The sequence below is a fragment of the Desulfobacter hydrogenophilus genome, from assembly GCF_004319545.1.
In the GTDB taxonomy this organism is placed as follows: domain Bacteria; phylum Desulfobacterota; class Desulfobacteria; order Desulfobacterales; family Desulfobacteraceae; genus Desulfobacter; species Desulfobacter hydrogenophilus.
The window spans coordinates 4726241-4749257 of the sequence record NZ_CP036313.1; the positions used below are offsets into that span (position 1 = coordinate 4726241).

General features: G+C 49.5%; 22 protein-coding genes and 1 pseudogene. 17 read left to right on the forward strand and 6 right to left on the reverse strand.

Annotated elements, in window-relative coordinates:
• Positions 1 to 383 precede the first annotated feature (383 nt).
• The gene (gene ptsP, locus EYB58_RS21025) at positions 384 to 4343 is read left to right on the forward strand and encodes a phosphoenolpyruvate--protein phosphotransferase (protein ID WP_111960222.1); all 3960 of its coding nucleotides are present in this window, start codon (positions 384 to 386) and stop codon (positions 4341 to 4343) included.
• A 110-nt stretch (positions 4344 to 4453) separates the two neighbouring features.
• Here ptsP and EYB58_RS24935 read toward each other — a convergent pair whose 3' ends face one another.
• Positions 4454 to 4684: a hypothetical protein gene (locus tag EYB58_RS24935; protein ID WP_423201865.1), complete on the reverse strand. Its 231-nt coding sequence runs from the start codon at positions 4682 to 4684 to the stop codon at positions 4454 to 4456.
• On the opposite strand from EYB58_RS24935, the pseudogene EYB58_RS24300 reads away from it, so the two are divergent.
• Positions 4604 to 4771, forward strand: a pseudogene (locus EYB58_RS24300) (hypothetical protein); the annotation flags it as partial. The gene EYB58_RS24935 and the pseudogene EYB58_RS24300 overlap by 81 nt on opposite strands.
• Here EYB58_RS24300 and EYB58_RS24305 read toward each other — a convergent pair.
• Complete coding sequence (locus EYB58_RS24305) at positions 4721 to 5113, reverse strand: hypothetical protein (RefSeq protein WP_242637683.1); 393 nt, start codon at positions 5111 to 5113, stop codon at positions 4721 to 4723. The pseudogene EYB58_RS24300 and the gene EYB58_RS24305 overlap by 51 nt on opposite strands.
• Here EYB58_RS24305 and EYB58_RS24310 point away from each other — a divergent pair.
• Both EYB58_RS24310 and pfkB read left to right on the forward strand, forming a co-directional pair.
• Positions 5105 to 6148: a zinc-binding dehydrogenase gene (locus EYB58_RS24310; protein ID WP_242637673.1), complete on the forward strand. Its 1044-nt coding sequence runs from the start codon at positions 5105 to 5107 to the stop codon at positions 6146 to 6148. The two genes, EYB58_RS24305 and EYB58_RS24310, sit on opposite strands and share 9 nt — an antisense overlap.
• A gap of 2 nt (positions 6149 to 6150) precedes the next feature.
• The gene (gene pfkB, locus EYB58_RS21035) at positions 6151 to 7083 is read left to right on the forward strand and encodes a 1-phosphofructokinase (protein WP_111960218.1); all 933 of its coding nucleotides are present in this window, start codon (positions 6151 to 6153) and stop codon (positions 7081 to 7083) included.
• Positions 7084 to 7108: 25 nt separating this feature from the next.
• On the opposite strand, the gene EYB58_RS21040 is transcribed toward pfkB, so the two are convergent.
• Positions 7109 to 7381: a hypothetical protein gene (locus tag EYB58_RS21040; protein ID WP_111960216.1), complete on the reverse strand. Its 273-nt coding sequence runs from the start codon at positions 7379 to 7381 to the stop codon at positions 7109 to 7111.
• A 336-nt stretch (positions 7382 to 7717) separates the two neighbouring features.
• Entirely contained in the window at positions 7718 to 8149 is a 432-nt protein-coding gene (gene tnpA, locus EYB58_RS21045; RefSeq protein ID WP_131071982.1) for an IS200/IS605 family transposase, read from the reverse strand.
• 124 nt (positions 8150 to 8273) lie between these two features.
• Here tnpA and EYB58_RS21050 point away from each other — a divergent pair, with 124 nt between their 5' ends.
• Positions 8274 to 8810, forward strand: coding sequence for a Slp family lipoprotein (locus EYB58_RS21050; protein ID WP_131072131.1), 537 nt, complete (start codon positions 8274 to 8276; stop codon positions 8808 to 8810).
• Between the two features lie 23 nt (positions 8811 to 8833).
• Positions 8834 to 9475, forward strand: coding sequence for a P-type ATPase actuator domain-containing protein (locus tag EYB58_RS25040; RefSeq protein ID WP_207309096.1), 642 nt, complete (start codon positions 8834 to 8836; stop codon positions 9473 to 9475).
• A 1-nt stretch (position 9476) separates the two neighbouring features.
• On the opposite strand, the gene EYB58_RS25045 is transcribed toward EYB58_RS25040, so the two are convergent.
• Positions 9477 to 9803, reverse strand: coding sequence for a hypothetical protein (locus EYB58_RS25045; protein ID WP_479723402.1), 327 nt, complete (start codon positions 9801 to 9803; stop codon positions 9477 to 9479).
• The gene (locus tag EYB58_RS21060; RefSeq protein ID WP_131072132.1) at positions 9796 to 11046 is read right to left on the reverse strand and encodes a putative bifunctional diguanylate cyclase/phosphodiesterase; all 1251 of its coding nucleotides are present in this window, start codon (positions 11044 to 11046) and stop codon (positions 9796 to 9798) included. The genes EYB58_RS25045 and EYB58_RS21060 overlap by 8 nt, the downstream gene beginning before the upstream one ends.
• Before the next feature lie 434 nt (positions 11047 to 11480).
• Between EYB58_RS21060 and EYB58_RS21065 the strand changes: the two genes are divergently transcribed.
• The 11 genes from EYB58_RS21065 (at position 11481) to EYB58_RS21115 (ending at position 23016) form a co-directional block, all read left to right on the forward strand.
• The gene (locus tag EYB58_RS21065) at positions 11481 to 11747 is read left to right on the forward strand and encodes a FeoA family protein (RefSeq protein WP_242637468.1); all 267 of its coding nucleotides are present in this window, start codon (positions 11481 to 11483) and stop codon (positions 11745 to 11747) included.
• 28 nt (positions 11748 to 11775) lie between these two features.
• Positions 11776 to 14313, forward strand: a complete 2538-nt coding sequence (gene feoB, locus EYB58_RS21070) for a ferrous iron transport protein B (RefSeq protein ID WP_165477790.1) — start codon at positions 11776 to 11778, stop codon at positions 14311 to 14313.
• Between the two features lie 360 nt (positions 14314 to 14673).
• Entirely contained in the window at positions 14674 to 15000 is a 327-nt protein-coding gene (locus EYB58_RS21075) for a hypothetical protein (RefSeq protein WP_111959990.1), read from the forward strand.
• 42 nt (positions 15001 to 15042) lie between these two features.
• Positions 15043 to 15855 carry a DUF4198 domain-containing protein gene (locus EYB58_RS21080; protein ID WP_111959988.1) on the forward strand — a complete coding sequence of 271 codons (813 nt, stop codon included), beginning with the start codon at positions 15043 to 15045 and terminating at the stop codon, positions 15853 to 15855.
• Between the two features lie 168 nt (positions 15856 to 16023).
• Positions 16024 to 16947, forward strand: a complete 924-nt coding sequence (locus tag EYB58_RS21085; RefSeq protein ID WP_111959986.1) for an ABC transporter ATP-binding protein — start codon at positions 16024 to 16026, stop codon at positions 16945 to 16947.
• Positions 16947 to 17618 (forward strand): hypothetical protein, encoded by a 672-nt coding sequence (locus EYB58_RS21090; protein ID WP_111959984.1) that lies wholly within the window; start codon positions 16947 to 16949, stop codon positions 17616 to 17618. The genes EYB58_RS21085 and EYB58_RS21090 overlap by 1 nt, the downstream gene beginning before the upstream one ends.
• Complete coding sequence (locus EYB58_RS21095) at positions 17618 to 18901, forward strand: DUF4857 domain-containing protein (protein WP_111959982.1); 1284 nt, start codon at positions 17618 to 17620, stop codon at positions 18899 to 18901. Before EYB58_RS21090 ends, EYB58_RS21095 begins: the two co-directional genes overlap by 1 nt.
• Before the next feature lie 10 nt (positions 18902 to 18911).
• Positions 18912 to 19100, forward strand: coding sequence for a FeoB-associated Cys-rich membrane protein (locus EYB58_RS21100; RefSeq protein WP_111959981.1), 189 nt, complete (start codon positions 18912 to 18914; stop codon positions 19098 to 19100).
• Entirely contained in the window at positions 19101 to 19973 is an 873-nt protein-coding gene (locus tag EYB58_RS21105; protein ID WP_111959979.1) for a DUF4198 domain-containing protein, read from the forward strand.
• A gap of 225 nt (positions 19974 to 20198) precedes the next feature.
• On the forward strand, positions 20199 to 21704 hold the full coding sequence (locus EYB58_RS21110) for an efflux transporter outer membrane subunit (protein ID WP_111959977.1): 1506 nt from the start codon (positions 20199 to 20201) through the stop codon (positions 21702 to 21704).
• Positions 21705 to 21720: 16 nt separating this feature from the next.
• Complete coding sequence (locus EYB58_RS21115; protein WP_111959975.1) at positions 21721 to 23016, forward strand: efflux RND transporter periplasmic adaptor subunit; 1296 nt, start codon at positions 21721 to 21723, stop codon at positions 23014 to 23016.
• Position 23017 lies beyond the last annotated feature (1 nt).

Here is a 23017-nt window from a genome sequence, read left to right on the forward strand (position 1 = left end):
CTTGTACGACGTCCATTGTTATGTAAAGTTATAATATACTATATTTATTATATTTATATCAGCCCCAAATATCTTTGATCGTTTTCTGTGACAAATAGTGGTCTATATTTTTTGGGGTTTTGTGGTTGTGGATTGGAATTTAACCAATACGATCTGTTAGACTTTACAAAAACATAATCGGCTGATAACGACTATAAAAAAACCATAAACAACTAAATATTTAGTATAATTTACTTATCTTAAATCATACTAAAAAAATATTTATTTTTTTCTTGACATCATTACTGCAAACGATTACATAAAAAAGACACGATTATAATTAGTGCGAATGACGGCTTTGTATATTTTCCATTTAAAACCTAAGGAAACTAGGAGGTACGTTTATGTCTGGAAACACTTTAAAGGTAGGTGTCCAGTCCTTTGGACGGTTTTTAAGTGGTATGGTAATGCCAAACATTGGAGCATTTATCGCATGGGGATTGATTACTGCGTTGTTTATACCGGCGGGTTGGTTGCCTAATGAAAAATTAGCGTCACTGGTTGGTCCTATTATTACGTACTTGCTGCCGCTTTTGATTGGTTATACCGGCGGTAAGATGGTTGGTGGTGACCGTGGTGCGGTAGCAGGAGCAGTTACGACAATGGGGGTCATTGTCGGCAGTGATATTCCCATGTTCATGGGGGCCATGATTGCCGGTCCACTGGGAGGTTTGGCTGTAACAAGATTTGACAAGAAGGTTCACGGTAAAATCAAACCTGGGTTTGAGATGTTGGTTAACAATTTTTCTCTCGGCATTATCTCCATGATAGTGGCCTTAATTGCCTACGCAATAATTGGCCCGCTCGTTTCTGCACTTACAAAGGCACTGGCGGCGGGTGTGGGTTGGATTGTGAACATGTCTCTCTTGCCTCTGGTGTCAATCATTGTGGAACCTGCAAAAATTCTGTTTTTAAACAATGCCATCAACCATGGTGTTTTCACGCCCTTGGGCGCAGAACAGGCAGCTAAGTTCGGCGCATCCATCTATTATATGATTGAAACCAATCCAGGTCCTGGTCTGGGAATTCTCCTGGCTTATATGGTGGCAGGTAAAGGCACGGCACAAAAATCAGCCTACGGCGCAGCTATCATTCATTTTTTTGGTGGTATTCATGAAATTTATTTCCCCTATATTTTAATGAAGCCAAGATTGATAATAGCCGTGATCGCCGGCGGTATGGTGGGTGTTGGTTTTAACATGATTACAAGTAACGCCCTGGTTGGTCCGCCATCTCCGGGTTCTGTATTTGCGTTGACCCTGATGTCCACGAAGGGAATGGGTATTGTCTTAACCTTAAGTTCCATTGCGGTTTCCACCGTCACTTCGTTTCTGATTGGATCGGTAATCGTTCGCAAAGACGCTTCGGAAAGTGATGACCTGGAAGCCGCCACAGCTGCTGTTGCCGCAAGTAAGGCTAGTGCAAAAGGTCAGGCGGCCCCCATCGCAGCAGGAAGTGTTCGATCAATTATTGTGGCTTGCGATGCGGGTATGGGATCCTCAGCCATGGGAGCAACGGTATTGCGCGGCAAAGTGAAAGATGCCGGCTTAACCATTGAGGTTACCAACGCTGCCATCAATGATCTGAAAGAAGCGGACATGGTTATTACCCAAAAGGAATTGACTGACCGCGCCCGGGCTAAATTGCCAAGTGCACAGCATTTCAGCATTGACAACTTCATGGACGCCAGCTTTTATGATGAGTTGGTGGCCAAGATCGTTCAGGCACCAGTAGAGCAAAGTGATCAAGCTGTCGCGGAAGAACCGTTAACGGTCAGTCCCCAACAGATTTTAGTCACTCCCCAACAGATTTTATTAAACGCTCAAGTCACGACGAAAGATGAGGTACTCGAACTGATTGCTCAACACTTGTCCTCTCTGGGTCTCGTCAGTGGAGACTATTTGGATGCACTCACTGCGCGTGAAGAAAAAGTCAGCACCTATCTGATTAATGGGGCAGCTATCCCACACGGTGTCAATGAAGCAAAAGAGCAGGTTGTTCAAACCGGTGTTTTTATTGTGCAGGTACCGCAAGGTGTGGTCTGGAATGACAAGGGAGACGTGGCTCGATTGATCGTCGGTATTGCAGCAAAAGGCAAGGATCATTTGAACCTGCTTCAGCGGCTGACCAATGTGGTCATGGATGAGGCAGTCGCCGAAAAATTGGCTACCACAACCAATAAAAACGATATTTTGGATGCGCTCAATGCAAAGGAGCAGACTGCACCGCTACAACAGCCGGATCAACAAGAAGATTATTCAGTTGTGACAGAGGCAACGGTAGTTGATGCCCAGGGTATGCATGCCCGCCCCGCCGGCTTGATTTCAGAACAGGCTGTAAAATTTTCAGAAACGGATATCCGCATTCGAAACAATCAGAGGACAGCAACTGCTAAATCCATGGCATCACTTTTGTCCATGGGCGCCAATCAAGGCGATGTTTTGACCATTTCGGCTCAAGGGCCTGAGGCGGAACAGGCCGTTCACGTTCTGGCTGCAATGATTGGTGAGGGGCTGGACAATGAGGCGGAACAGGCGAATGCGTCTTATAATCCACTGACCGTTTTATCGGCTCTGCCCGATGTTCAGTGCCGTTTAACATTAAAAGGTTCCGCCGCATCACCTGGTATTACGATGGCACCTGCATTTCGATTGCAGGGGAGAACGATGAGATATGAGGAGGAAGCACAAGATCCCAAAGCGGAGGCCAAACTGTTTAGCACTGCTCTGACCGAGGCCGCCCTGCAACTGGATAAACTGAAAGCCAACCTGCAAAGCAGGGCGCCAAATGAAGCCGCCATTTTACATGCTCAAAAGCAATTGCTGCAGGATGAACTGGTGTTAATCGACAGTGAAAAGTTTATTGTAAATGGTAAGACTGCCGCATGGTCTTTTAATCAAGCGATTGAAAAGCAGGTTGGGTCACTTAAAACAGTTGACAATGAGCGCTTGAGAGCAAGGATTGCAGACCTCATCGATGTCCGTGATCGGGTAGTGGCGTTGATGGTACCCGCTGTTTCAGCAGTTGAATATCCGCAAACTGATTTCATTTTATTGGCAAAAGATCTAACGCCTTCTCAAACTGCCGGATTGTATGGTCTGAAAGTTCGCGGCATTTGTACCGAGCTTGGCGGACCCAACAGTCATATGGCGATACTTGCCCGCGCCCTGGGGATTCCTGCCGTGGTTGGCCTGGGTGAGGGGGCGCTTGCTAACATTGAGGACGGTGAATTGATTGTTGTCGATCCACAGGCATCGTCCATTTACCTTGATCCGGATGAAGCAACGCAGAAAAATGGAAAAAAATGGATTGAGCAGTGGGAACAGATCCGCACAGCAGAAGATGCTCAAAGACATAAGGCCGCTGAAACGCTGGATGGTCGACACATTGATGTCGTATGCAATATCGCCAAACCGGAAGACGCAAAACTTGTTTTAGACGATGGTGGCGAAGGTGTGGGGTTGTTGAGGACTGAGTTTCTTTTTGAGTCTTCAGTAACAGAACCCTCCATTGAGACACAATGCAATGCCTTAAAAGCCATAATAAAGGAACTTGGCAGCCGTCAGTTGGTCGTGCGTACGGCGGATATTGGCGGAGACAAGCCTGTGTCCTGGCTGCATATGCCTCATGAAGACAACCCATTTTTGGGTATGCGGGGGATTCGTCTGTCGTTTAAATATGAAGACATATTCAAACGACAACTGGAGGCCATTTACCAGACAGCGATCTGGCAAAAAGAGACAACCGGCCTGACCGGGCTGCACATCATGTTTCCCATGATCGGTAGAATGTCGGAGTGGCGAAAAGCGCGGGATATTGCCGAAAAAATTCGGTTGCAGTTAAACGCACCTCAGTTGCCCCTTGGTATTATGATCGAGATACCATCCGCAGTGATGGTTGCGGAGCATTTGGCCAAAGAAGTGGATTTCTTCTCCATCGGTTCAAATGACTTAACGCAGTACACCTTGGCCATCGATCGTCTGCATCCTGATCTTTGCTCTGACGCTGACAGTTACCATCCTGCATTGGTGAAAATGGTTGAGCTGACGGTTAAAGCCGCACAGGCGCATGGTAAATGGGTTGGGGTGTGCGGTAATGCGGCTTCGAATCCTGGCCTTGCGACTCTGCTGGTCGGGTTGGGTGTGACGGAACTGTCGGTCAGCCCAGCCAATGTAGGGGCGGTGAAAAATATTATTCGTGCAGTGAGTTATAAAAAATTACAAGAGAAAGCGCATAAAGCATTACAACTGGAAAGTTCGGAAGCCGTTATGGCGTTATATAAAACAAACGACGATCTGTTGTAGCATCTATTATTAAATAGACCATCACAAACACCAAATTTTTCAATTTAACACCCTTAGGAGGTGTAACCATGACATCACAATACAACCGATACCGCGCGGCCAACCTCACCTTACCGGAAAAAACCTGGGCCTGGAATGTGTATGGCGCGGGCGAAGAGAACATCGGCCGGGATGATCAACCCGAACTTCTTCCCATCCCCAAACCCAATGCCGACCAGATGTTGGTCCGCATCGACAGTGTGGGGCTCTGCTTTTCCGATGTGAAAATCATCCGCATGGGCAGCAGCCACCCGAAACTCTACAATCGTGATCTGTCCCAGGAACCCACCCGGCTGGGACATGAGGCGAGCCTGACAGTCATCGAAGTGGGAGAAGATCTAAAGGGCCAGTACCACCCCGGCCAGCGACTGGCCGTACAGCCCGATATCTATCAAAATGGTAAAAGCACGGCCTACGGCTATACCATTCCCGGAGGGCTGATCCAGTACCACCTGATCGGCCCGGAAGTACTTGACACCGACGAGGGCGCGTGTCTGCTGCCCGTCGGCGAAAGCATGGGGTATGCCGAAGCCGCCCTCCTGGAGCCTTGGGGCTGTGTATTGGCGGCCTATACCCAACGCCGCCGTCTGGAGCCCAAATCCGGCGGCATCATGTGGATCACGGGTCAGCCGGGAGATGATCAGGCATATCTCTTCTCCTCTGGCCTGGACGCCCCGGCCACCATTGTGATAACGGATGTACCGGCCTCGGTGCAAAAGCTGGTGGAGCAAACCTCGGCCAAGAAAATCGTTCGTAATGGCATCGGCCCCGATGACTATCAGGCCCTGGTGGATGAGCTGACCGACGGCATAGGCTTTGACGATATTGTCATGCTCGATCCCCGTTCCGCGGCGACGGTGGGGTCTGTGGCCAAGCACATCGCCCGGCGTGGCACCCTCAACCTGGTGGGCCAAACCGCCCTGGACGGCCTGGTGGAGACCGATGTGGGCCGCCTGCACTACGACTACACCGCCTATCTGGGCGGTCAGGGACCGGACATCGCCGCCTCCTATGGGGAAGCGCGCAACCGCTGTGATTTACGACCCAAGGGCACCACCGTTTTCGTAGGCGCCGGCGGCCCCATGGGGATGATGCATGTTCAGCGGGCCATTCAGCAACCCGATGGCCCCCACAAGATTATCGCCACCGAAGTGAGCGATCTGCGCCTGAAGACACTCCATGACCGTTTGACTCCCCTGGCAGAACGTAACGGGTGTGAGCTATTGACCTTCAATCCCCAATCCCAAAACCAATCTCTGTATGATTTTGTGATGGAAGCCACCGGTGGACAAGGGGCGGACGACGTTGTGGTCAGTGTCCCCATTGCCGATGTGATGGCTGAGGCCGCCACAGTAATGAACCCCAATGGCATGCTGGTCTTTTTTGCCGGTGTGCCCAACGGCACCCTGGCGCCTTTGAATCTGAGCACGGTTTACCTCAACAATACCCAATACACGGGGACTTCCGGGTTGACTATGAACGATCAGCAGCAGGTCCAGGAACTGTCCAATAAAGGAGATCTATCTCCGGGGTGCAGCGTAGGAGCCATCGGCGGCATGCGGGCGGCCAAGGAAGGAATTCAAGCCATGATCGAAGGTCGCTACTCCGGTAAGATCATTATCTTCCCCCAAATTCATGACCTTCCCCTGATGGGACTCAACGAATTGAAAGAAAAGCTGCCGGATATCGCCGAGAAACTGGAGCCCGGGGATATGTGGACCGTTGAGGCGGAAAAAGCGCTCTTTGAAAAATATTGGAGAGGTTAAAAATGATTTACACCGTTACACTCAATCCCGCGGTTGATCGTGAGATGACAGTTGACACCATTGCGTTTGATACTGTCCTGCGAGCCTTGGAGTGGCGGGTAGACTGCGGAGGGAAAGGTTTTAATGTCGCACGTATGCTGAAGTCACTTGGTACTTCGAGTGTAGCCCTGGGGTTTGCTGCCGGTAAAAGTGGGGAGATGCTGAATGATAAGCTCCAGTCCCTTGGCATTGAGACAGAGTTTGTCTGGGTCGATGGAGAAACCCGGACGAATGTCTCCATTGTAAGCGCAGAAAATGGACAATACGTGAAGGTCAATGAGCCGGGTCCGACTATTAATGGGGCAGATCTTGCGCAGCTGGCACAAAAGATACGCGATCGGGTACAGGCCGGGGACTGGTGGGTACTGGCCGGCAGTCTGCCTCCGGGAGTTGAGCCAAGCTACTATACTGAGCTCATTACCATCATCCAGTCAGCTGGAGCAAAAGTCTTTCTGGATACCAGCGATGAGGCCCTGCGTCAAAACTGCAGTGCCAAACCCTTGCTGGTCAAACCGAATGATGAAGAAGCACATAAGCTTACTGGATTACCTGTCAACACGCCCGCTGAGATAGTAGCGGTTGGTATGGCAATTTCTGCCATGGGTCCTGTCAGCGTGATTATCTCCCTTGGAAAAGTGGGCGCAGTGCTGGTTGATAAAGGTAAGGCGTGGCTGGCTACCAGCCCCAAAATAGTTGCGGCCAACCCTATTGGCGCTGGAGATTCAATGGTTGCCGGTATTGTCTGGGGTCTCAGCCAGGGGGACAGCATGCAGGATGCATTGTGCAAAGGGATTGCCTGCGGTGCTGCGACCGCCAGCCAAAAAGGCACATCGGTTGGTTCCCGTGAGCAGGTGAACGATTTGTTATCACAGGTTCAGATACGAGAAGTGAAATAGGAGCATTGCATTTTAATCTGCGGTCCTAAGCAGGCCATCGTGATCGGCTGTGCACAATCCGATTCTCCGATGAGCCTGCAGGGCTCAGGCAGTGCCGAAAGGCCTGATCCGACCGGCAACGTCTATCCCGGACTTCACTTTGCTTAATAATGTTCCCGATCAGCCTGTCTATACCAATGCTCGCTTCTTCATACAGAGTAGTGCCCAAATTCACGGTATATTCATGGCTAAAGGGAAATTTATTGCCGGAATAGTCGTTGGTCCCGTCATTAAACGAATCAAACTCATACTCAAACATGTACCCGGGCCTCAATCTCCATGCCGCTGCTGTGGGCCTCAGCGGCATTGGCCTTTTCGTAAAAAGTGGTGCCTGGAATCCCAGGGTTGCAATCTGAAAATTAAGGAAGTTGTGTGAAAAACAAAAGCATACCACCCAAAGTATTGCTTGTCTTACTTTTTAAGGGTATACACGATTATAATATAGGATTTAACCCTGGATTTGATCACGGGATAATTGCAAGTCTAAAAGGAGCAGATATGCGTTTCAAACAAATAAGTCATGACCCCCAGTGAAACTGGGGGCTTGATTGTTAACCGCTCAAAGCGGTCTTTTAAAAGCGCCTAAAGGCGCGGTTTAATCAAACAAGTTCATCTGTTCGCAACGTTGATCCTCTTTTTCTTGATGCCGGATATATGCTCGAACAATTTGTTCGTCGATTCCTACTGTTGATGCAAAATAACCTCTGGCCCAAAATTTTTCACCATTATAGTTCCTTTTTTTACCACAAAACTGACGTGCTATCTGAATAGCACTTTTCCCCTTGATGAACCCAACTACCTGAGCCACGGCAAATTTGGGTGGAATGGAGATCAGCATATGAACATGGTCTGTCATCAAATGTCCTTCTTCGATCTCGCATTCTTTTTGTTTTGCCAAACCATGTAGTATTGACCCCAGTTCCCGACGTAATTGCCCGTAAATAACTTTCTTCCGATATTTTGGAATCCAAACCACATGATACTTGCAATACCACTTTGAATGCTTTAAACTTTTATAATCTTTCATACAACCTTCCTTTAATAGCTTTGAGCGGCTAACTTAAGGAAGGTTGTTTATTTTCAACTCCCGGAACTGTCAAACTTTTCGAGTCCTCCACCGGAGGTGGAGGTTTACCCAATAGAATTATGTTTTGTTCGCTTTTATGGTGCTGTTGTGCATATCCGGTTGCGCAGGTATTATATCAAAAAATATTCAGAATCAGGTGGAAAAAAATCTCAGTCTCAAAATGGTTCTTGAGGATACCCGGGACTATGCCGGAAAAATGGTTTTGTGGTCTGGAGAAATCATCAACACCGACAACGAAAAACAGGGTACCATGATGGAAATAATCCAAAAGCCTGCTGATATCAACGGCAGGCCCAAGGATGTCGATAAAAGCCAGGGCCGGTTCCTTGCGTTAAATAAAACCTATCTTGACGCAGCCATCTATGAAAAAGGAAGAAAGGTCACAGTTGCCGGCCGCATAAAAGAGAAACGAACACGGCCCCTCGGTGGCATCCAATATACCTATCCTCTGATTATGGTCGAAGAAATTTATTTGTGGCCCAGAACTGATCTGGACGGGCACGACAGGTATTATCATGGGTCCTTTATGGCACCATCCTTATTGGTGGTATTGACATGTCCTTTTACTCTCGATGATCGAGTTACAAGTATCCTACGGTAGATTGAATAAACACGAAAAGAGCAATGACTGCAAAAATATTTATCATTAGAACCATTATCGCCCTGGGCGCGGTGATCGGCCTTGCCATAGGCGGATTAAACGGCCTGGCATGGGTGAAGTGGCCGGGCTTTTTGCTTTACCTGGCCTGTTTTGCCATGTATGTAAGCGCCCTTTATCAGGCCCTGTTTAAAATGAAAACCGTGACGGCCGATCTGCTGGTTGTCACGGTCATGACCGTGTCCCTTTTTGCCGGCCAGCCCCTGAGCGGTGCTCTGGTGGCTTGGTTCATCAGCATGGGGCTTGCCATCTCCTTTACCATTATTGAGCGGACCGGCCGGAAAATCAACGCCCTGACCAGGCAGGGCCGCAGTACCGTCCGGATAATAAAGGATAATCAGATCGTATCATTGCCCGTTGAACGGATCTGCAAAGGGGATGTGGTGATGGTACCCCAGGGAGAAATGATCCCGGTGGACGGCCGGATTGTGGAAGGAGCCTCTTCCATTGATGAATCGGTTGTAACCGGCGAGCCCTTTGCTGTGTATAAAAAAGAGAGGGATTTCTCCATGTCATGGCCCGGGAGATTGAAGCGTCACTCAAGGTCAAACCCCGAATTCATGAAAATGCTCACCGCTTTGTTCAGTTTTTCATTGTCGGCGTGGTGATCTATGCGGCCGGCGTTTTTATTGTGACCGCCCTGGCGGCCGGTGATGCCGCAACCGGGCTGATGCGAATGGCCGCGGTGACAGCCGTGGCCTGCCCTTGTGCCTGGGCCCTTTCGGTACCCACGGCTTTTGCTGCTGCCATCGGCGGATTGAGCAGCAAAGGGATTCTGGTGCGGGGCGGCACGCCACTGGAACAGGCGGGCCGGGCAGAGGTTGTTGTCCTGGATAAGACCGGCACCCTGACCCTTTCCCAGCCAAAGGTATCGGGTATTACCGCTTTTGATTTGCCGGTTCTACTATTAACGACATTAAACCCAGATTTATTCATAATCCATCATTTTTCCCTTGATAAATTTAACGAAGTCCTCTGCAGTCAGGGGACGAAGGATTTGGGGTACGGAGATGTTGATTGAAAGATTCAGTGTATCCGCCCCATCGCTGCACGCATCAAGGATCTTCCGGAACTCGGCACATGAGGTGTCCAGGATGAAGGCTCCCAGGGAAGCCATGGCTCCAGACTCTTCGGCCACCCCGATGAACTGATCCGGCGGCACAAAGCCAAGTTCCGGACTTTCCCAGCGCACCAGTGCCTCAGCACCGTGGATGGTGCCGTCTCCGTGAACCTGGGGTTGGAACACCATGTAAAGCTCATTCTCCTCAACGGCGGTATGCAGTGAATATTCGATCAGGGTCTTTCGCTCCATTATTTCCTGGAGTTCACTGTTGTAAAATGCATAATTATTACGTTTTTTCTTTGCGGTGTACATGGCAAGGTCGGCTGAGACCATGAGCTGCTCTATGCCGGCCCCGTCCTCCGGATATCGGGATATGCCGACGCTGCATCCGATACGCAGCTTCAATCCGGAAATGTAATAAGGTTTCGAAATTTCGGAGACAATCCTATGGCCCAGGTGGCTGTTGTTAAAACCGGCCGGTTCTTTTTTTATGAAGACCGAAAATTCGTCCCCACCATTCCTTACGATTTCGGAGCCTTCCGGCACCAGTTGTTTGAGCCGCTGGCTCACTTCAATGAGCAGTTTGTCTCCCAGGGCATGGCCAAAAGAGTCGTTAATATTCTTGAAATTGTCCAGATCAATAAACAAGAAAAGAAACGGGGAGGCATCCCGGGTTATCCACTGGTAGGAAATAGCCTTCAAAGCCGCCCGATTGTAAAGGTCCGTCAGGGAGTCATGAACCGCCTGATAGGAAAGCAGACGGTGTGCCGCCGCTTCCTTGTGGTAAAGCATATGGAAAAGGATGAAAAAACCGGTCAAGACCAAAATAAAACCAGCTAACTGGATAAAAAAACCCTGCCCGAAGAAGAGCGTTCTAACCGTCCTCATCGGAATCAAAGTCTGCGCCCAAATTTTATACCTTGTATTGTATTTCACGAAGTAAAAGGAGCTCTCTTTGGTCAGCCATGACCAGGTTTCGTAGTGGACGCCTTTTTTAGATTTTCGGATTTCTTCAGGGCGCAGACCCGCCCCGGTTTCGACATTCAACGCCGCAATTTTAACCGGCGGCCGGGAGACCGGGGATGAAAAAAGCTTGTGATGCTCCGTTTCCGGCAAAAAATTGAGGTCAGCCTTATTTTTGTCTGGGGATTCTAAATAACAGCCGTGGGCTGATCTGGTCAATCCACAATCAGACTCAACTCACAACAAAACATGAAAGCATATCAATTAAGTTATTTTGACTTTCATATAAAGAAGAATCTGACTAGCTATTTATAATGCCAAAACACATGGCAAAGCGCAAGACAAATATTGGTATAAATAAACTATTAGCTCCCTCAAAGTTTTTAATTATTTCAGAGTTTTTTAGACTACGTAAAAATTTATAGTTGTAATCTCTTTATCTTTCAGTATATTTATCGAAGCTTTTTTTTGAACAGTGAATTAACAGCCATGAGCTGAATTAGTTTTTTACCGTAATTCAGCCCACCATAAAAATTGAAAGATCTATATTTGCTACACAGACTTTCTTATACAATTTGGAGGTACATATGCCAGGATTTAAAAGGAAAAGGCACCGTGGAGAAAACTGCTGCATGCTCAGGAATATTAAACCCGGACGGCGGGCCAAAATCCGCTGCCACCATGCCAAAGGAGCAGTGCGTCAACGCCTTCTGGATCTGGGATTTGTTCCGGACACTGATGTTGAGGTGATCCGCAAGGCCCCACTAGGCGATCCCATTGAATGCTGTGTGGCCAATTATACGGTTGCACTCAGAAATTCTGAAGCCGACCTCATTGAGGTCGAAAGTTATTAATTTACCCATGAATACAGAGAAATAAATAATGAATGAACCCCCTGAAGCCGATCCGAAAAAACTTTTGGTGGGCCTGGCCGGCCAGCAAAACGCCGGCAAATCAACCACATTTAATATGCTTACCGGGGCCAACCAGCACATTGCCAATTACCCCGGCGTTACCGTTGATAAAAAAACCGGATTCTACCGCTACCGTGAAACCCGGGTGGAACTTGTTGATCTTCCCGGTACTTACAGCCTGACCTCTTTTTCCCTTGAAGAGCGGGTGGCAAGGGATTTTCTGATTTCAGAACATCCTGATGTCATTGCCAATGTGGTGGACGCCTCTTCCCTGAAACGCAGCCTTTATTTCACCTTCCAGGTGCTGGAAATGGGCTTTCCCGTTGTGGTGGTCCTGAACATGATGGACGTGGCCAAACGCAACGGAACCCATGTGGATGTATCTGCTCTGGAACATTGCCTGGGAGTAAACGTCATCCCTACCGTGGGCCGCAAGCGCCGGGGCAAGACGGAATTGAAAGATGCCATTCTGGATACGGCGAACCGCAAAACCCATAATTCCCTTCGTATCAACTATGAAGAACTTGAGCCGGCTGTGGAGAACCTTCAAAAACGCCTGGATCAAAGCAAACAGGCCGAAAACTACCCCTCCCGATGGCTGGCCGTCAAGCTCCTTGAGGGAGATAGCGAAGCCGAGCGTATTGCCGGTGAACTTCTTGGGGAAGAGTGCGAAGAACTAAAAATGGCCGAAAGTGTCCGCCAGGAATTTGAAGAAGAACATTACATGAATGTCCCGGACTACCTGGTGGGCTGCCGGGACCGTCTGGCCACAAAGATTGTCAACACCTGCGTCACGGAAACCAAGAACGGCCGGGACCGGGTCACTGAAACCATCGACAGAGTAGTCCTGAATCGGTTTGCCGCCCCCTTTTTCCTCATTGCCACGGTATTTGTGATTTACCAACTTTCCATTGTCAAGGGGTATGAGCTTACAGTTTACTGGTGGCCCATTTTAGCAAAATTGCGGGCCATGGTTGCCGGCGTACTGCCCGCGGCCGGTATCCTGGAGGATCCATATATCCGGTCCATGGGACTATGGATGGTGGATTCAGCCAATGCCCTTCTCAACTATATCCCTATTTTTTTGATACTGTTTTCCCTCATCGCCATTCTTGAGGACAGCGGATACATGGCCAGGATCGCCTTTATCCTGGACAAGTTGTTTCATTCCTTCGGCCTCCACGGCCAGTCTACCCTGCCCTATATCCTGGGCGGTGTGTTTGCCGGAGGATGTGCCGTACCCGGGGTTATGGCCACCAAGGGGATACCGGACGAACGGTCCCGAATGGCCACCATCCTTACAGTGCCCTATATGAACTGTCTGGCAAAGATCCCCTTTTACACCCTGCTCATCAATGTATTTTTTGCCCCGTACAAATCCTGGGCGATGCTCTTTTTATCCACAGTGACTATTTTTGTAGCCCTGCTGGTAGCCAAACTTTTGACTTCGACACTGCTCAAATCTATGGAAACCGCCCCCTTTGTCATGGAACTTCCCAAATACCATTCCCCGACGCTGTTCGGCGTAGGCCAGCGGGCCATTGAGCGAACCTGGCAGTACATCAAAAAAGTAGGGTCCATTGTGGTGGCCGTCTCCGTCTGCGTATTTACCCTGCTTCAATTCCCGGGCATTTCCGATGAAAAGCAGGCCCATTTTGAAGAAGAAATAACCCAAGCTGTGGGCACCTTTCAGAAAAAGATCGCCATGACCCAATATGCAAACCAGTTCAAGGATGAAGCCGCCCTGGCGTCAATGATCAATCTGTATAACGATTTTAAAACCGCACGGCTTACCACAAAAGGGGCGAAAGCGTCCAAGGCCTTGTCCGCTAGATTCAAAGCCAATTACCCGGAACAATTTAAATTCCTCAAGCCCCAGAAGGATAAAGACGCCAAAAAGGTAAACAAGGCCCTGCGTGGGTTGGTCTCCAAGCGTAAATCCTTACGCCGCCAGATCAAGGAATCACAGATAGAAACCAGCGCCCTTGGTATGGTGGGGCGATCCCTGGAACCTATTACCCAGTGGGCCGGATTCAACTGGAAGATCAATGTGGCCATTCTTTCCTCCTTTGCAGCCCGGGAATCTTCAGTGGCCACCATCGGTGTTCTCTACCAACAGGGGGCTGATGAAAACAAAAGCCTTGAAGACCGTGTGGAGGCCGAAGCTGGAGAGGGAGGATTTTCCCCCCTGCACGCCCTGGCCATCATGGTCTTTTTTGCCCTGTACCCACCCTGTCTGGCGACAACCATCATGATCAAGGTACAAACCGCTTCATACAAATGGATGGTTTTTTCCATGATTTTTCCCACCACCTTAGGGTTTGTCGCGGCCTGCCTGATCTACACCGGCGGCAGGGCCTTGAATCTTTCCGGCATCCAGATGATGGGTGTGTTCTATGCCGCAGTACTTCTAACGACCGTGTGTACGGGCCTGTTCAGCTCATGGGAACGAAAACCCGGCCCCCCGCCTGTGCCCGATCTGCGCGAGGCTCCGAAACCGTTGTAGTTTTATGCATCGCCGGCACCGGCCTGGGATATAAAAGAGGCCATAAAACTTAAAAAAAACATTGACAAAAACCTTAAATAATGAAAATAAGTTGTCCGATTAGAGACTAGATGGAGCTAACAAGTATTTTATCCTACAAATATTTATATGTGCCAATGCAATCACTAACCCTGTTAAAAAGTGTAAGAATAAAAACTTGTTAGCTAAAGAAATAATTATGATTCAGGATAAACTTAAACCCCGCAACAGCGGAACATTGCCACAGGCTTTATAAAAATAGAACCAGAATTTGAAGATGCCCGGCAGGCCTTTGCCTGAATGGCTTGCCGGGCTAATTTTCACATCAACAAGGAGAAAAAAATGAAACTGAAATTGACTGTATTAATCTTTGCTGCCATGGTGTTTGGCTTTTTTGTAACGCCACTGTGCCAGGCCCACACGCCGCTGTGCTCCTGCTATGACAATGGAGACGGAAGCGTGACCTGCGAAGGCGGATTTTCCGATGGATCTTCGGCTGCAGGTGTCCAGATGCATGTTGAAGACGGTGCCGGGAAGGTGCTGATCCAGGGTAAAATGGATGACGACAGTGAATTTACCTTTGACAAACCCGCAGGCGCCTACAAAGTTCAATTTGATGCCGGGGAAGGTCACAAGATAACCGTGGACGGCAAGGAAATCACCGAATAGCTCGGTCACTGCATAATTTTTAAAAAGGAGAACATCTTGAAGATGAAACATGTTATCACCACCATCAGCACCCTGGCCATCCTGGCACTTACCGTACCGGCATTTGCCCACTTTCAAATGATCTATACACCTGAAAGCGCCTTGAACAAGGGGGGTAAAATTCCTTTGGCCATTGTTTTCACCCATCCCTTTGAAGCGGGCCACACCATGGACATGGGCACACCGGAACAGTTTTTTTCCATGCGTTCAAGGGGAGAAAACACTCCTAAAAAGACGGATCTTCTGTCAACCTTAAAACCCATTACATGGACCAGCCTGACCAATGCAGGCGCTGCCTATGAAACTGAATATTCTGCCAGGGGCGGAGATCATATCTTCTGCCTGGTACCGGCTCCTTACTATGAAGGCGAAGAAGATGCCTATATCCAGCAGTCCACAAAAATGATTGTCAATGTGGGTGGAGAGCCTGGTGCCTGGATGGAACCTGTGGGTCTTGACTGTGAAATCGTTCCCCTGTGCAAACCCTATGACCGCTGGACCGGCAATGTATTCCAGGGCAAAGTGCTGTTCAAGGGAAAACCTGTGGCCGGCGCAGAAATTGAGATTGAATTCATGAACCACAAACCATTGCTGGACAAAAAAGCATTTGCCAAGGAAGCGTCCGCTGTTGCCCCCCAGGCAGCCTTTGTACTGCAAACCATTTTTGCCGATGATAACGGCGTATTCACCTTTGGCATTCCAAAGGCTGGATGGTGGGGATTTGCAGCCTTAGGCCTTGACCCCGAAGGGTCGTTTAAAGGCAAAGAATGCTCCAGGGATGCGGTGATCTGGATTCAGGCCAAAGATATGAAATAGATAACCAAGCTTGCCGGTGCCGGTCCTTTTTCCTGTCTCTTAAACAAGATGTCATCTCTTCTCCCAATGAGATAATCAACACAAGGGCCGGCACTTTCCAGTTTTTAAATGTTACATTGTAAAAAAAAACATGAAACGCCGTGTTCATGCTGCCCCAGGATAAATCTTATGCCCCCTGTTATCCATGTTGACCATCTTTGCCACCGTTACGGCAACCGTTATATATATAAAGACCTGAATTTTTCCATTTCCCCTGGAAAGATATACGGCCTTTTAGGCAAAAACGGTGTGGGCAAAACCACATTGATCAAAATATTGATGGGTTTTTTGCGGCCGGTCTCCGGAACTTGCAAAGTGTTCAACGAACCTTCCCATGCCCTGACACCTGATGCCCGGGCCCGGATCGGGCTTTTATTTGAAGGCCATGTGGCCTATGAATTCCTGTCTATCTGTCAAATTGAAAAATTTTACGCTCCATTTTATCCTGACTGGGATACCGGTATCTACTACCGGATGGTCGACAAATTAAATCTTCGCCCCAATCATCTTATCCGACAGATGTCCTGCGGCCAGCGTTCCCAGGTGGTATTAGGACTTTTAATGGCTCAGCAGCCGGAACTGCTGCTGCTCGATGACTATTCCATCGGGCTTGATGCCGGATACCGAAGACTTTTTCTGGACGAAATGCGTGAATATTCAGGCCAAGGGAACCGCACGGTATTTTTAACCTCCCATGTGATACAGGATATGGAAGATTTTGTGGATGAAGTGATCTTCCTTGAACGCGGCGGCCGCTTGATGGTCACCTCCCTAGAACAGTTCAAAAATAGTTTTACCTGCTTCAGGCTGCCGGTTTCCACAAACAATGATACCCCCGGTATCTCCCAAAGCATAACCCGGGAACAGATGCTGAGCGCCTGCCCCATGCTGAAAAATATTGAAATCCATCATGATCACTGGGATCTGTTTACCTTTTCATCCGGCCGGAAACTTGCCGACGCGCTCAATCATATCAACATGCCCGGCAATCTTCTTGAACCGGTAGACTTAAGCCTTGAAGATGCATTTATCGGATATACGGGGAGATACTGATGATCCAGGCTATTTTCAGAAAAGAATTTTTTAAAATCAGAGTGTTAACTCTTCTTACGCTGATCGTCCACATCTGCATTCTTTTGTATATCTATGTTTCCACACGCAGGCTGTTTATCCTGGATCATCCGGAGGTGGTCTGGTACCGGGTACTTCACCTGGGCCAGATTTATTATGGCACTTTAAAATATATTCCGCTTTTATCTGGTATTCTGATCGCCTGTTTTCAGTTTCTTCCGGAAATGTGGGGGGAGCGGTTCCGCCTTTCCCTTCATCTGCCCGTGTCCCCGGCGCTTGTGGCTCTGTCCCATCTTCTGGTGGGGATGACCGTTTATTGCGCATTGGCTCTGATCGATCTTTGGGGGCTTGGTCTGATTATGGGCCTGTTCTTTCCCTGGCAGGGTATAAAAATAAGTCTGTTAACCGCCCTGCCCTGGGCCATGGCCGGGGCTGCAGCCTATCTTGGCATGGCCCTGGCCATGCTTGAACCCGATTTTCGGCTCAAAGCGGTCAACCTGATCATTACGGCCGGTGTGACAGGGCTTTACCTGCAAAATGTTGATCCCGGAGCATACGGCCCAAGCCTGGTGCTACTCATTGTGCCCCTAATATTACTGATGCCGGCTGTGCTTTTACCGGTATTCAGATTTCGCTACAGAAGGGTGGGATAATGAATCGCAATGCACTGGCTGTTTATTGTATTCTGGTCATACTGGTGTCCGCTGTGTATCTGCCCATACTTTATGACAAAATTTTTATTGATGATGTTGAAAAAACACACCTGTTTTTGAGCCCTGTGAGCCAGGATTTTATTTTAATGGAAAAAATTGTGGGAAAAGTGCCCGACGCTGCTAGAGGCTTTGCCTTTGACCACCACAGCAACCTTGCCTATATGAAAGCGGACGGCACCTACGTGCCCCGCAAGGCATTTGAACGGCATCTGCCCTTTATTTATTATAAAAATATGGAAATCATAGGGGTTTTACCCATCACTTTAAACGGGCAGACATTTGATAAAAAAACGATCAAGGCCCAGCGCCGGGTTCTGGAGATTAAGGCCAGGGACTTGGCTGACAGATATCCGGAAGTACCCTTCTATCCCCTGCTGGAATCCAACCCTGGTCAGGCCAGGCTTGTCTTTCCCGAAAACCGGTTTCGCATGACAGACAGTGATATGGAGTTTATCAATGCCGATGCCAATATTGTGGATACGGGGCTCACCGAAATGTACACCCATGCCCTTGAAAAAAAGGGATTTGTATTTCCTGCCCGGTCTGTGAACGGAAAATTTACCGTACTTAAACCCTTTGACGAAGGCGTGTTTCTTGTGGATCACAATTTTCATGTGTTTCATGTCAAACGGGTGGATGATAAACCTTCGATTGCTAAAACGCCTATTTCAACGGACTTGAAAATCCGGGCCATCAAGGTGTCGGAAAACAAACAGAAAAAATACTATGGTATGGCGCTTTCCGGGGACGGACGCATCTTTCTTTTAGGGTATAACAACTACGGGTTGACCCCTGTCCCCCTGGCAGATTATGACCCGGACCGCATGGATTTAAAGTTGATTTTCAATCCTTTATACTGCACGGCAATTTATTCCGATGACACCATCATCCGGGCCGTGGCCATGGATAAAAATTTTGTACCCATTAAAACCTTTGTCCACACCATGTCCCGGGCAACAATGACTGGTGCAGGAAAGGCCAGGGATCTGCTCTTTCCCTTTACCCTGAAACTTGGCACAACTTCAAGCTGCGGATATGTAACGGCCCGGGCCGTGCCCGGCACCATCTGGTCTCTGGCCGGCATGGGCATATGTGTGCTGCTCTTTACCGGCGGTACAAAAACAGCTACTGGTCAATGGCCCGGTAGGTTACGAATAATCACTGTGGCCTTTACAGGCCTTTACGGACTGATTGCCATGATTATCGCTGGGGTCAGTGAATAGGAGAAAAATAATGATTGGAAACCTTATTGTCGTTTTAATTGTATTTTGTGCGGTTTTTTACCTGTACCGGCACTGGAAAAAAATAAGTGATCCTGATTCCCCCTCATGTGGCGGATGCGGTGGATGCCAGGGCAGTAAACCAAACAACCGGAACACTATTTTCAAATCCATGGAAGATGCAGAAAAAAAAGAGGAATAAATGACACAATACATCAACGCCCATTTTCGTCTATCACACAAGTTTCTACTTTTTCTGGTCCCGGCACTGATCTGTTTTACGGCGGCCAGTGCATTGGCCCACACCCTTTATATCCAGCCCACCCGTTTTATGGCCGATAAAGGCAAATCCATCCCCTTCTTTTTCTGTTACGGCCACTTCATCCCTGTGGCGGATGGTATCCGTGGCAAAAAACTGAACAAGGTCCAGGTCATTGCACCTGACGGCCAGGCCCAAACCGTCGCGATTATGGACGGCAAAGGGCTGCATTCACACATGGTGGAATACAATGCCCCCGGTATCTGGGGTCTGACCGCTGAAACGACACCCGGGTATTACACCTTTTATAAGGATAAGAACGGCAAAGAACGGCATGCCATCAAATCCATTGACAAGATCAAAAACCGGCTGGGTGAAGTAATTAAAAGCTATTATTCCAAGCAATATGCCAAAACCTATGTTAGATGCGAGACCCCCACAGAGCCTTTCCCGGCCAACCTGGGCCTGCCCCTGGAATTGATACCTGTACAGAATCTATTTAAATTGAAACCAGGGAGCACGCTGGAACTTGATGTGTACCTGGACGGCAAACCCTATACAGGTAAGGGAACATGGGATGCAACTTACATGGGATTCTCCACCCAGTCGGAGGACAATTTTTACCCGCAGACACCAGTTGAGGGGTCAAGGGTTTCCATTTCCCTGCCCAACCCAGGCAGATGGTTTATCCGTTATTTTATTAAAGTGGATGCCCCTGAACAGGATAAAGACAAATATCTTCAGATGAAGCTGACCACCTCTTTGACATTACAAATTGATAATGAACGCAAAACAGCCAAACCCAAATCCCATTAAATCAGACGCCTGAATATTCATGCCTAACCGCACCGGCACAAGCCGGTCCCTGGTTCCGGGTGCCTTTTTATCCCATTTGCCGCATCCGGAACCAGTTAGGGTTTGATACACGCCTTTGCCAAAACATATTGACGCTATCACCCGGCTACATTATTCTGATCACGCTTCAAGCGGAAGCGGCCCCTGTCTTTATTTTACCGCTTTCGATATCAAAGGATTTGGTTCATGCAAAAACGCTTTTTATTTCTGTCAGACATCCCCTGGCCGGGCCTCTGTCTGATTTTCATTTTTATAACGCTGTTCACAGGCTGCAAAGCCGTGGGACCAGACTACAAACCGCCGGATCTTTTCCCTGAAGGGTCCTGGCATGCTCCCATGCAAAAGGGGGTGACCCAAGCACCGGCAGCCTCTGAAGAGCTGGCGCAATGGTGGACGGTACTCGATGACCCGGTGCTCACGGATCTGATTTCCCGTGCGGTTCAAAACAACCTGGATGTGAAACTGGCCCTGGCGCGCATTCGCCAGTACCGGCTGCTTAAGGGAATTGAAGAGGCCGATAGACTGCCCACCGTTAATGCCTCGGGCGGGGCGTCCTGGACCGGTACCAGCAATGAGGACGGTACCGGCACGGTTTTGAAAACCTATAGCGCCGGACTGGATGCAAGCTGGGAAATTGACCTGTTCGGCCGGATCCAGCGATCCATTGAAGCCGCGGACGCAAGTCTTTCAGCCCAGCAAGAGGCGCTGCGGGATACTCTGATCAGTCTTGTTGGAGATCTTGCCGACAGTTACATTGATGTACGCACAGCCCAGATACGCCTGGATGTGGTCCGGCAGAACATTGACTCCCAGACCGAATCCTTCCAGCTCACCCAGTGGCAGTACCAGGCTGGCCTGACCGATGAACTGGATGTCCACCAGGCCCGGTACAGCCTGGAAAGTGCCAAAGCCCAGATTCCGGCCCTTGAATCCGTCCTGTCCGAGGCCATGAACCGGGTGGCTGTGCTCTCGGGTCTTGCCCCCGGCACCCTGCACAAAAGCTTGGCATCCCCCACCCCCTTGCCCACCCTGCCGGGAACCATTGCCGTAGGACTTCCCGCAGATGCCCTGCGAAGGCGGCCCGATATCAGAGAGGCTGAATACGAACTCATTGCCCAGACCGCCCAGGTGGGGGTGGCTACGGCAGATCTTTATCCTGAACTGACCCTGTCCGGTTCCATTGGTATGGATGCTTTAAGCCCTGCCGAACTCTTTGACAATATTTTAGATCCATCCCACTGGGCCCGGTCCCTGGCCGCAAGCCTGTCCCACACCCTGTTTGACGCCGGCAGTATCCGTAAAAATATCGAGGTTCAGAATTCTTTGCAGGAACAGGCCCTGATCCAGTACGAATCTGCCATTCTGTCAGCCCTGGAAGAGGTGGAAAATGCCCTGCTGGCCTACGCCAAGGAGCAGACCCGGCTGGAACACCTGACCATTGCCGCCGAACAGGCCTTGGCCGCCGAAGACCTGGCAAAAAAGAAATACGAATCCGGCCTGATTGATTTCAACACAGTGCTGACATCCCAGCAGACCGTGTTATCCTATCAAAGTGATCTTGCCACAAGCCGGGGGACCTGTGTCTCCAATCTGATCACCCTTTACAAGGTCCTTGGCGGGGGCTGGACCCCGGTGGAATCTGATGCCCCAACAGGCGAACAAAACGAATCTGAAACACAACCAACCCCCTAACATCTTTGGAGTTCCCATGGATTTAACTGATGATATCAAGGCCACATTAAACGCCGGCTCCCGGAAAAAAAGCAAAAAGCGCATTTTCATAATTATCTTGATTCTGATTCTTGTCGCCGCAGGGACGTATTTTTTTCTGCTGTCCAAAGGCCCGCCAAGCGGCGGACCAGATGCTGGCATGTCTTTTAAGACGGCACCGGCCGCTGTCACCGATATTCACGTAACCGTGTCTGCCACAGGCACCCTGGAACCCACCAACGAGGTGGAGGTGGGCAGTGAGTTATCCGGCACCATCCAGGAGGTGTTCGTGGATTACAACGACCAGGTCACCGAAGGCCAGGTCCTGGCCCGGCTGGATATCACGGATCTGCAGGCCCAGGTGCGTAAAAGCAAGGCGTCTCTGGCTGCAGCCCGGGCATCGGTGCGCCAGGCCCAGGCCACGGTGGATCAGACAGACCGAAAATTAAAAAATCTGAAAAAAGTCCGGGAATTGAGCGGTGGCAAGGTGCCGGCCCAGACTGACATGGATGAAGCCCAGGCCAACTACACCCGGGCCGTAGCCGACCGGGCCAGTGCTGACGCCAGCGTGGCCGAAGTCCAGGCATCTTTGGACAGCACGTTAACCGAATTGTCCAAGGCAGACATTATCTCCCCTGTAAACGGGATTGTTCTGACCCGGGACATTGAAAAGGGCTCTACCGTGGCGGCCTCATTTGAGGCCCCGGTGCTCTTTACCCTGGCAGAAGACTTAACCAAAATGAAACTGAACGTGGATGTAGACGAAGCAGACATCGGTGTGGTCAAGGAAGGACTTTACGCCCACTTTACCGTGGATGCCTATCCCAAACGCAAATTTGCAGCAAAAATCCAGCAGGTCCGGTTTAATGCCACCACCACGGACGGAGTCGTTACCTATGAAACCATCATGACCTGTGACAACGCAGACTTAGCTTTGCGTCCGGGCATGACCGCCACGGCAGACATTATTGTTAAGCAGGCTGACCAGGTCTTGTCTGTTCCCAGTGCAGCCATGAGGTTCTCAATGCCCAAACCCGGGGAAAACAACAGCAAGCCATCGCTGTTAAGGATGTTCATGCCCGGACCGTCCAGACGCGGCAACCGGTCGGCCAAGCAGGTCACCATCACAGGCGGCAAAGATCAGGAGACCCTATGGATTCTGGATGCAAACAAACGGCCAAGGCCTGTGCCTGTCAAAGCGGGCTTAAGCGACGGGATTAACACCCAGATACTGAAAGGCGACATCACCCAAGGCACCCAAGTTATTGTCTCCGCGACCACAAAGGGCAAGTAAC

What these genes read in the sequence shown, in the direction of transcription:
- ptsP (WP_111960222.1), top strand. Translation starts at nt 384, where the DNA reads ATGTCTGGAAACACTTTAAAGGTAGGTGTCCAGTCCTTTGGACGGTTT.
- EYB58_RS24935 (WP_423201865.1), bottom strand. Translation starts at nt 4,684, where the DNA reads ATGTCCCAGCCGGGTGGGTTCCTGGGACAGATCACGATTGTAGAGTTT.
- pfkB (WP_111960218.1), top strand. Translation starts at nt 6,151, where the DNA reads ATGATTTACACCGTTACACTCAATCCCGCGGTTGATCGTGAGATGACA.
- EYB58_RS21040 (WP_111960216.1), bottom strand. Translation starts at nt 7,381, where the DNA reads ATGTTTGAGTATGAGTTTGATTCGTTTAATGACGGGACCAACGACTAT.
- tnpA (WP_131071982.1), bottom strand. Translation starts at nt 8,149, where the DNA reads ATGAAAGATTATAAAAGTTTAAAGCATTCAAAGTGGTATTGCAAGTAT.
- EYB58_RS25040 (WP_207309096.1), top strand. Translation starts at nt 8,834, where the DNA reads ATGACTGCAAAAATATTTATCATTAGAACCATTATCGCCCTGGGCGCG.
- EYB58_RS25045 (WP_479723402.1), bottom strand. Translation starts at nt 9,803, where the DNA reads ATGAATAAATCTGGGTTTAATGTCGTTAATAGTAGAACCGGCAAATCA.
- EYB58_RS21065 (WP_242637468.1), top strand. Translation starts at nt 11,481, where the DNA reads ATGCCAGGATTTAAAAGGAAAAGGCACCGTGGAGAAAACTGCTGCATG.
- feoB (WP_165477790.1), top strand. Translation starts at nt 11,776, where the DNA reads ATGAATGAACCCCCTGAAGCCGATCCGAAAAAACTTTTGGTGGGCCTG.
- EYB58_RS21075 (WP_111959990.1), top strand. Translation starts at nt 14,674, where the DNA reads ATGAAACTGAAATTGACTGTATTAATCTTTGCTGCCATGGTGTTTGGC.
- EYB58_RS21080 (WP_111959988.1), top strand. Translation starts at nt 15,043, where the DNA reads ATGAAACATGTTATCACCACCATCAGCACCCTGGCCATCCTGGCACTT.
- EYB58_RS21085 (WP_111959986.1), top strand. Translation starts at nt 16,024, where the DNA reads ATGCCCCCTGTTATCCATGTTGACCATCTTTGCCACCGTTACGGCAAC.
- EYB58_RS21090 (WP_111959984.1), top strand. Translation starts at nt 16,947, where the DNA reads ATGATCCAGGCTATTTTCAGAAAAGAATTTTTTAAAATCAGAGTGTTA.
- EYB58_RS21095 (WP_111959982.1), top strand. Translation starts at nt 17,618, where the DNA reads ATGAATCGCAATGCACTGGCTGTTTATTGTATTCTGGTCATACTGGTG.
- EYB58_RS21100 (WP_111959981.1), top strand. Translation starts at nt 18,912, where the DNA reads ATGATTGGAAACCTTATTGTCGTTTTAATTGTATTTTGTGCGGTTTTT.
- EYB58_RS21105 (WP_111959979.1), top strand. Translation starts at nt 19,101, where the DNA reads ATGACACAATACATCAACGCCCATTTTCGTCTATCACACAAGTTTCTA.
- EYB58_RS21110 (WP_111959977.1), top strand. Translation starts at nt 20,199, where the DNA reads ATGCAAAAACGCTTTTTATTTCTGTCAGACATCCCCTGGCCGGGCCTC.
- EYB58_RS21115 (WP_111959975.1), top strand. Translation starts at nt 21,721, where the DNA reads ATGGATTTAACTGATGATATCAAGGCCACATTAAACGCCGGCTCCCGG.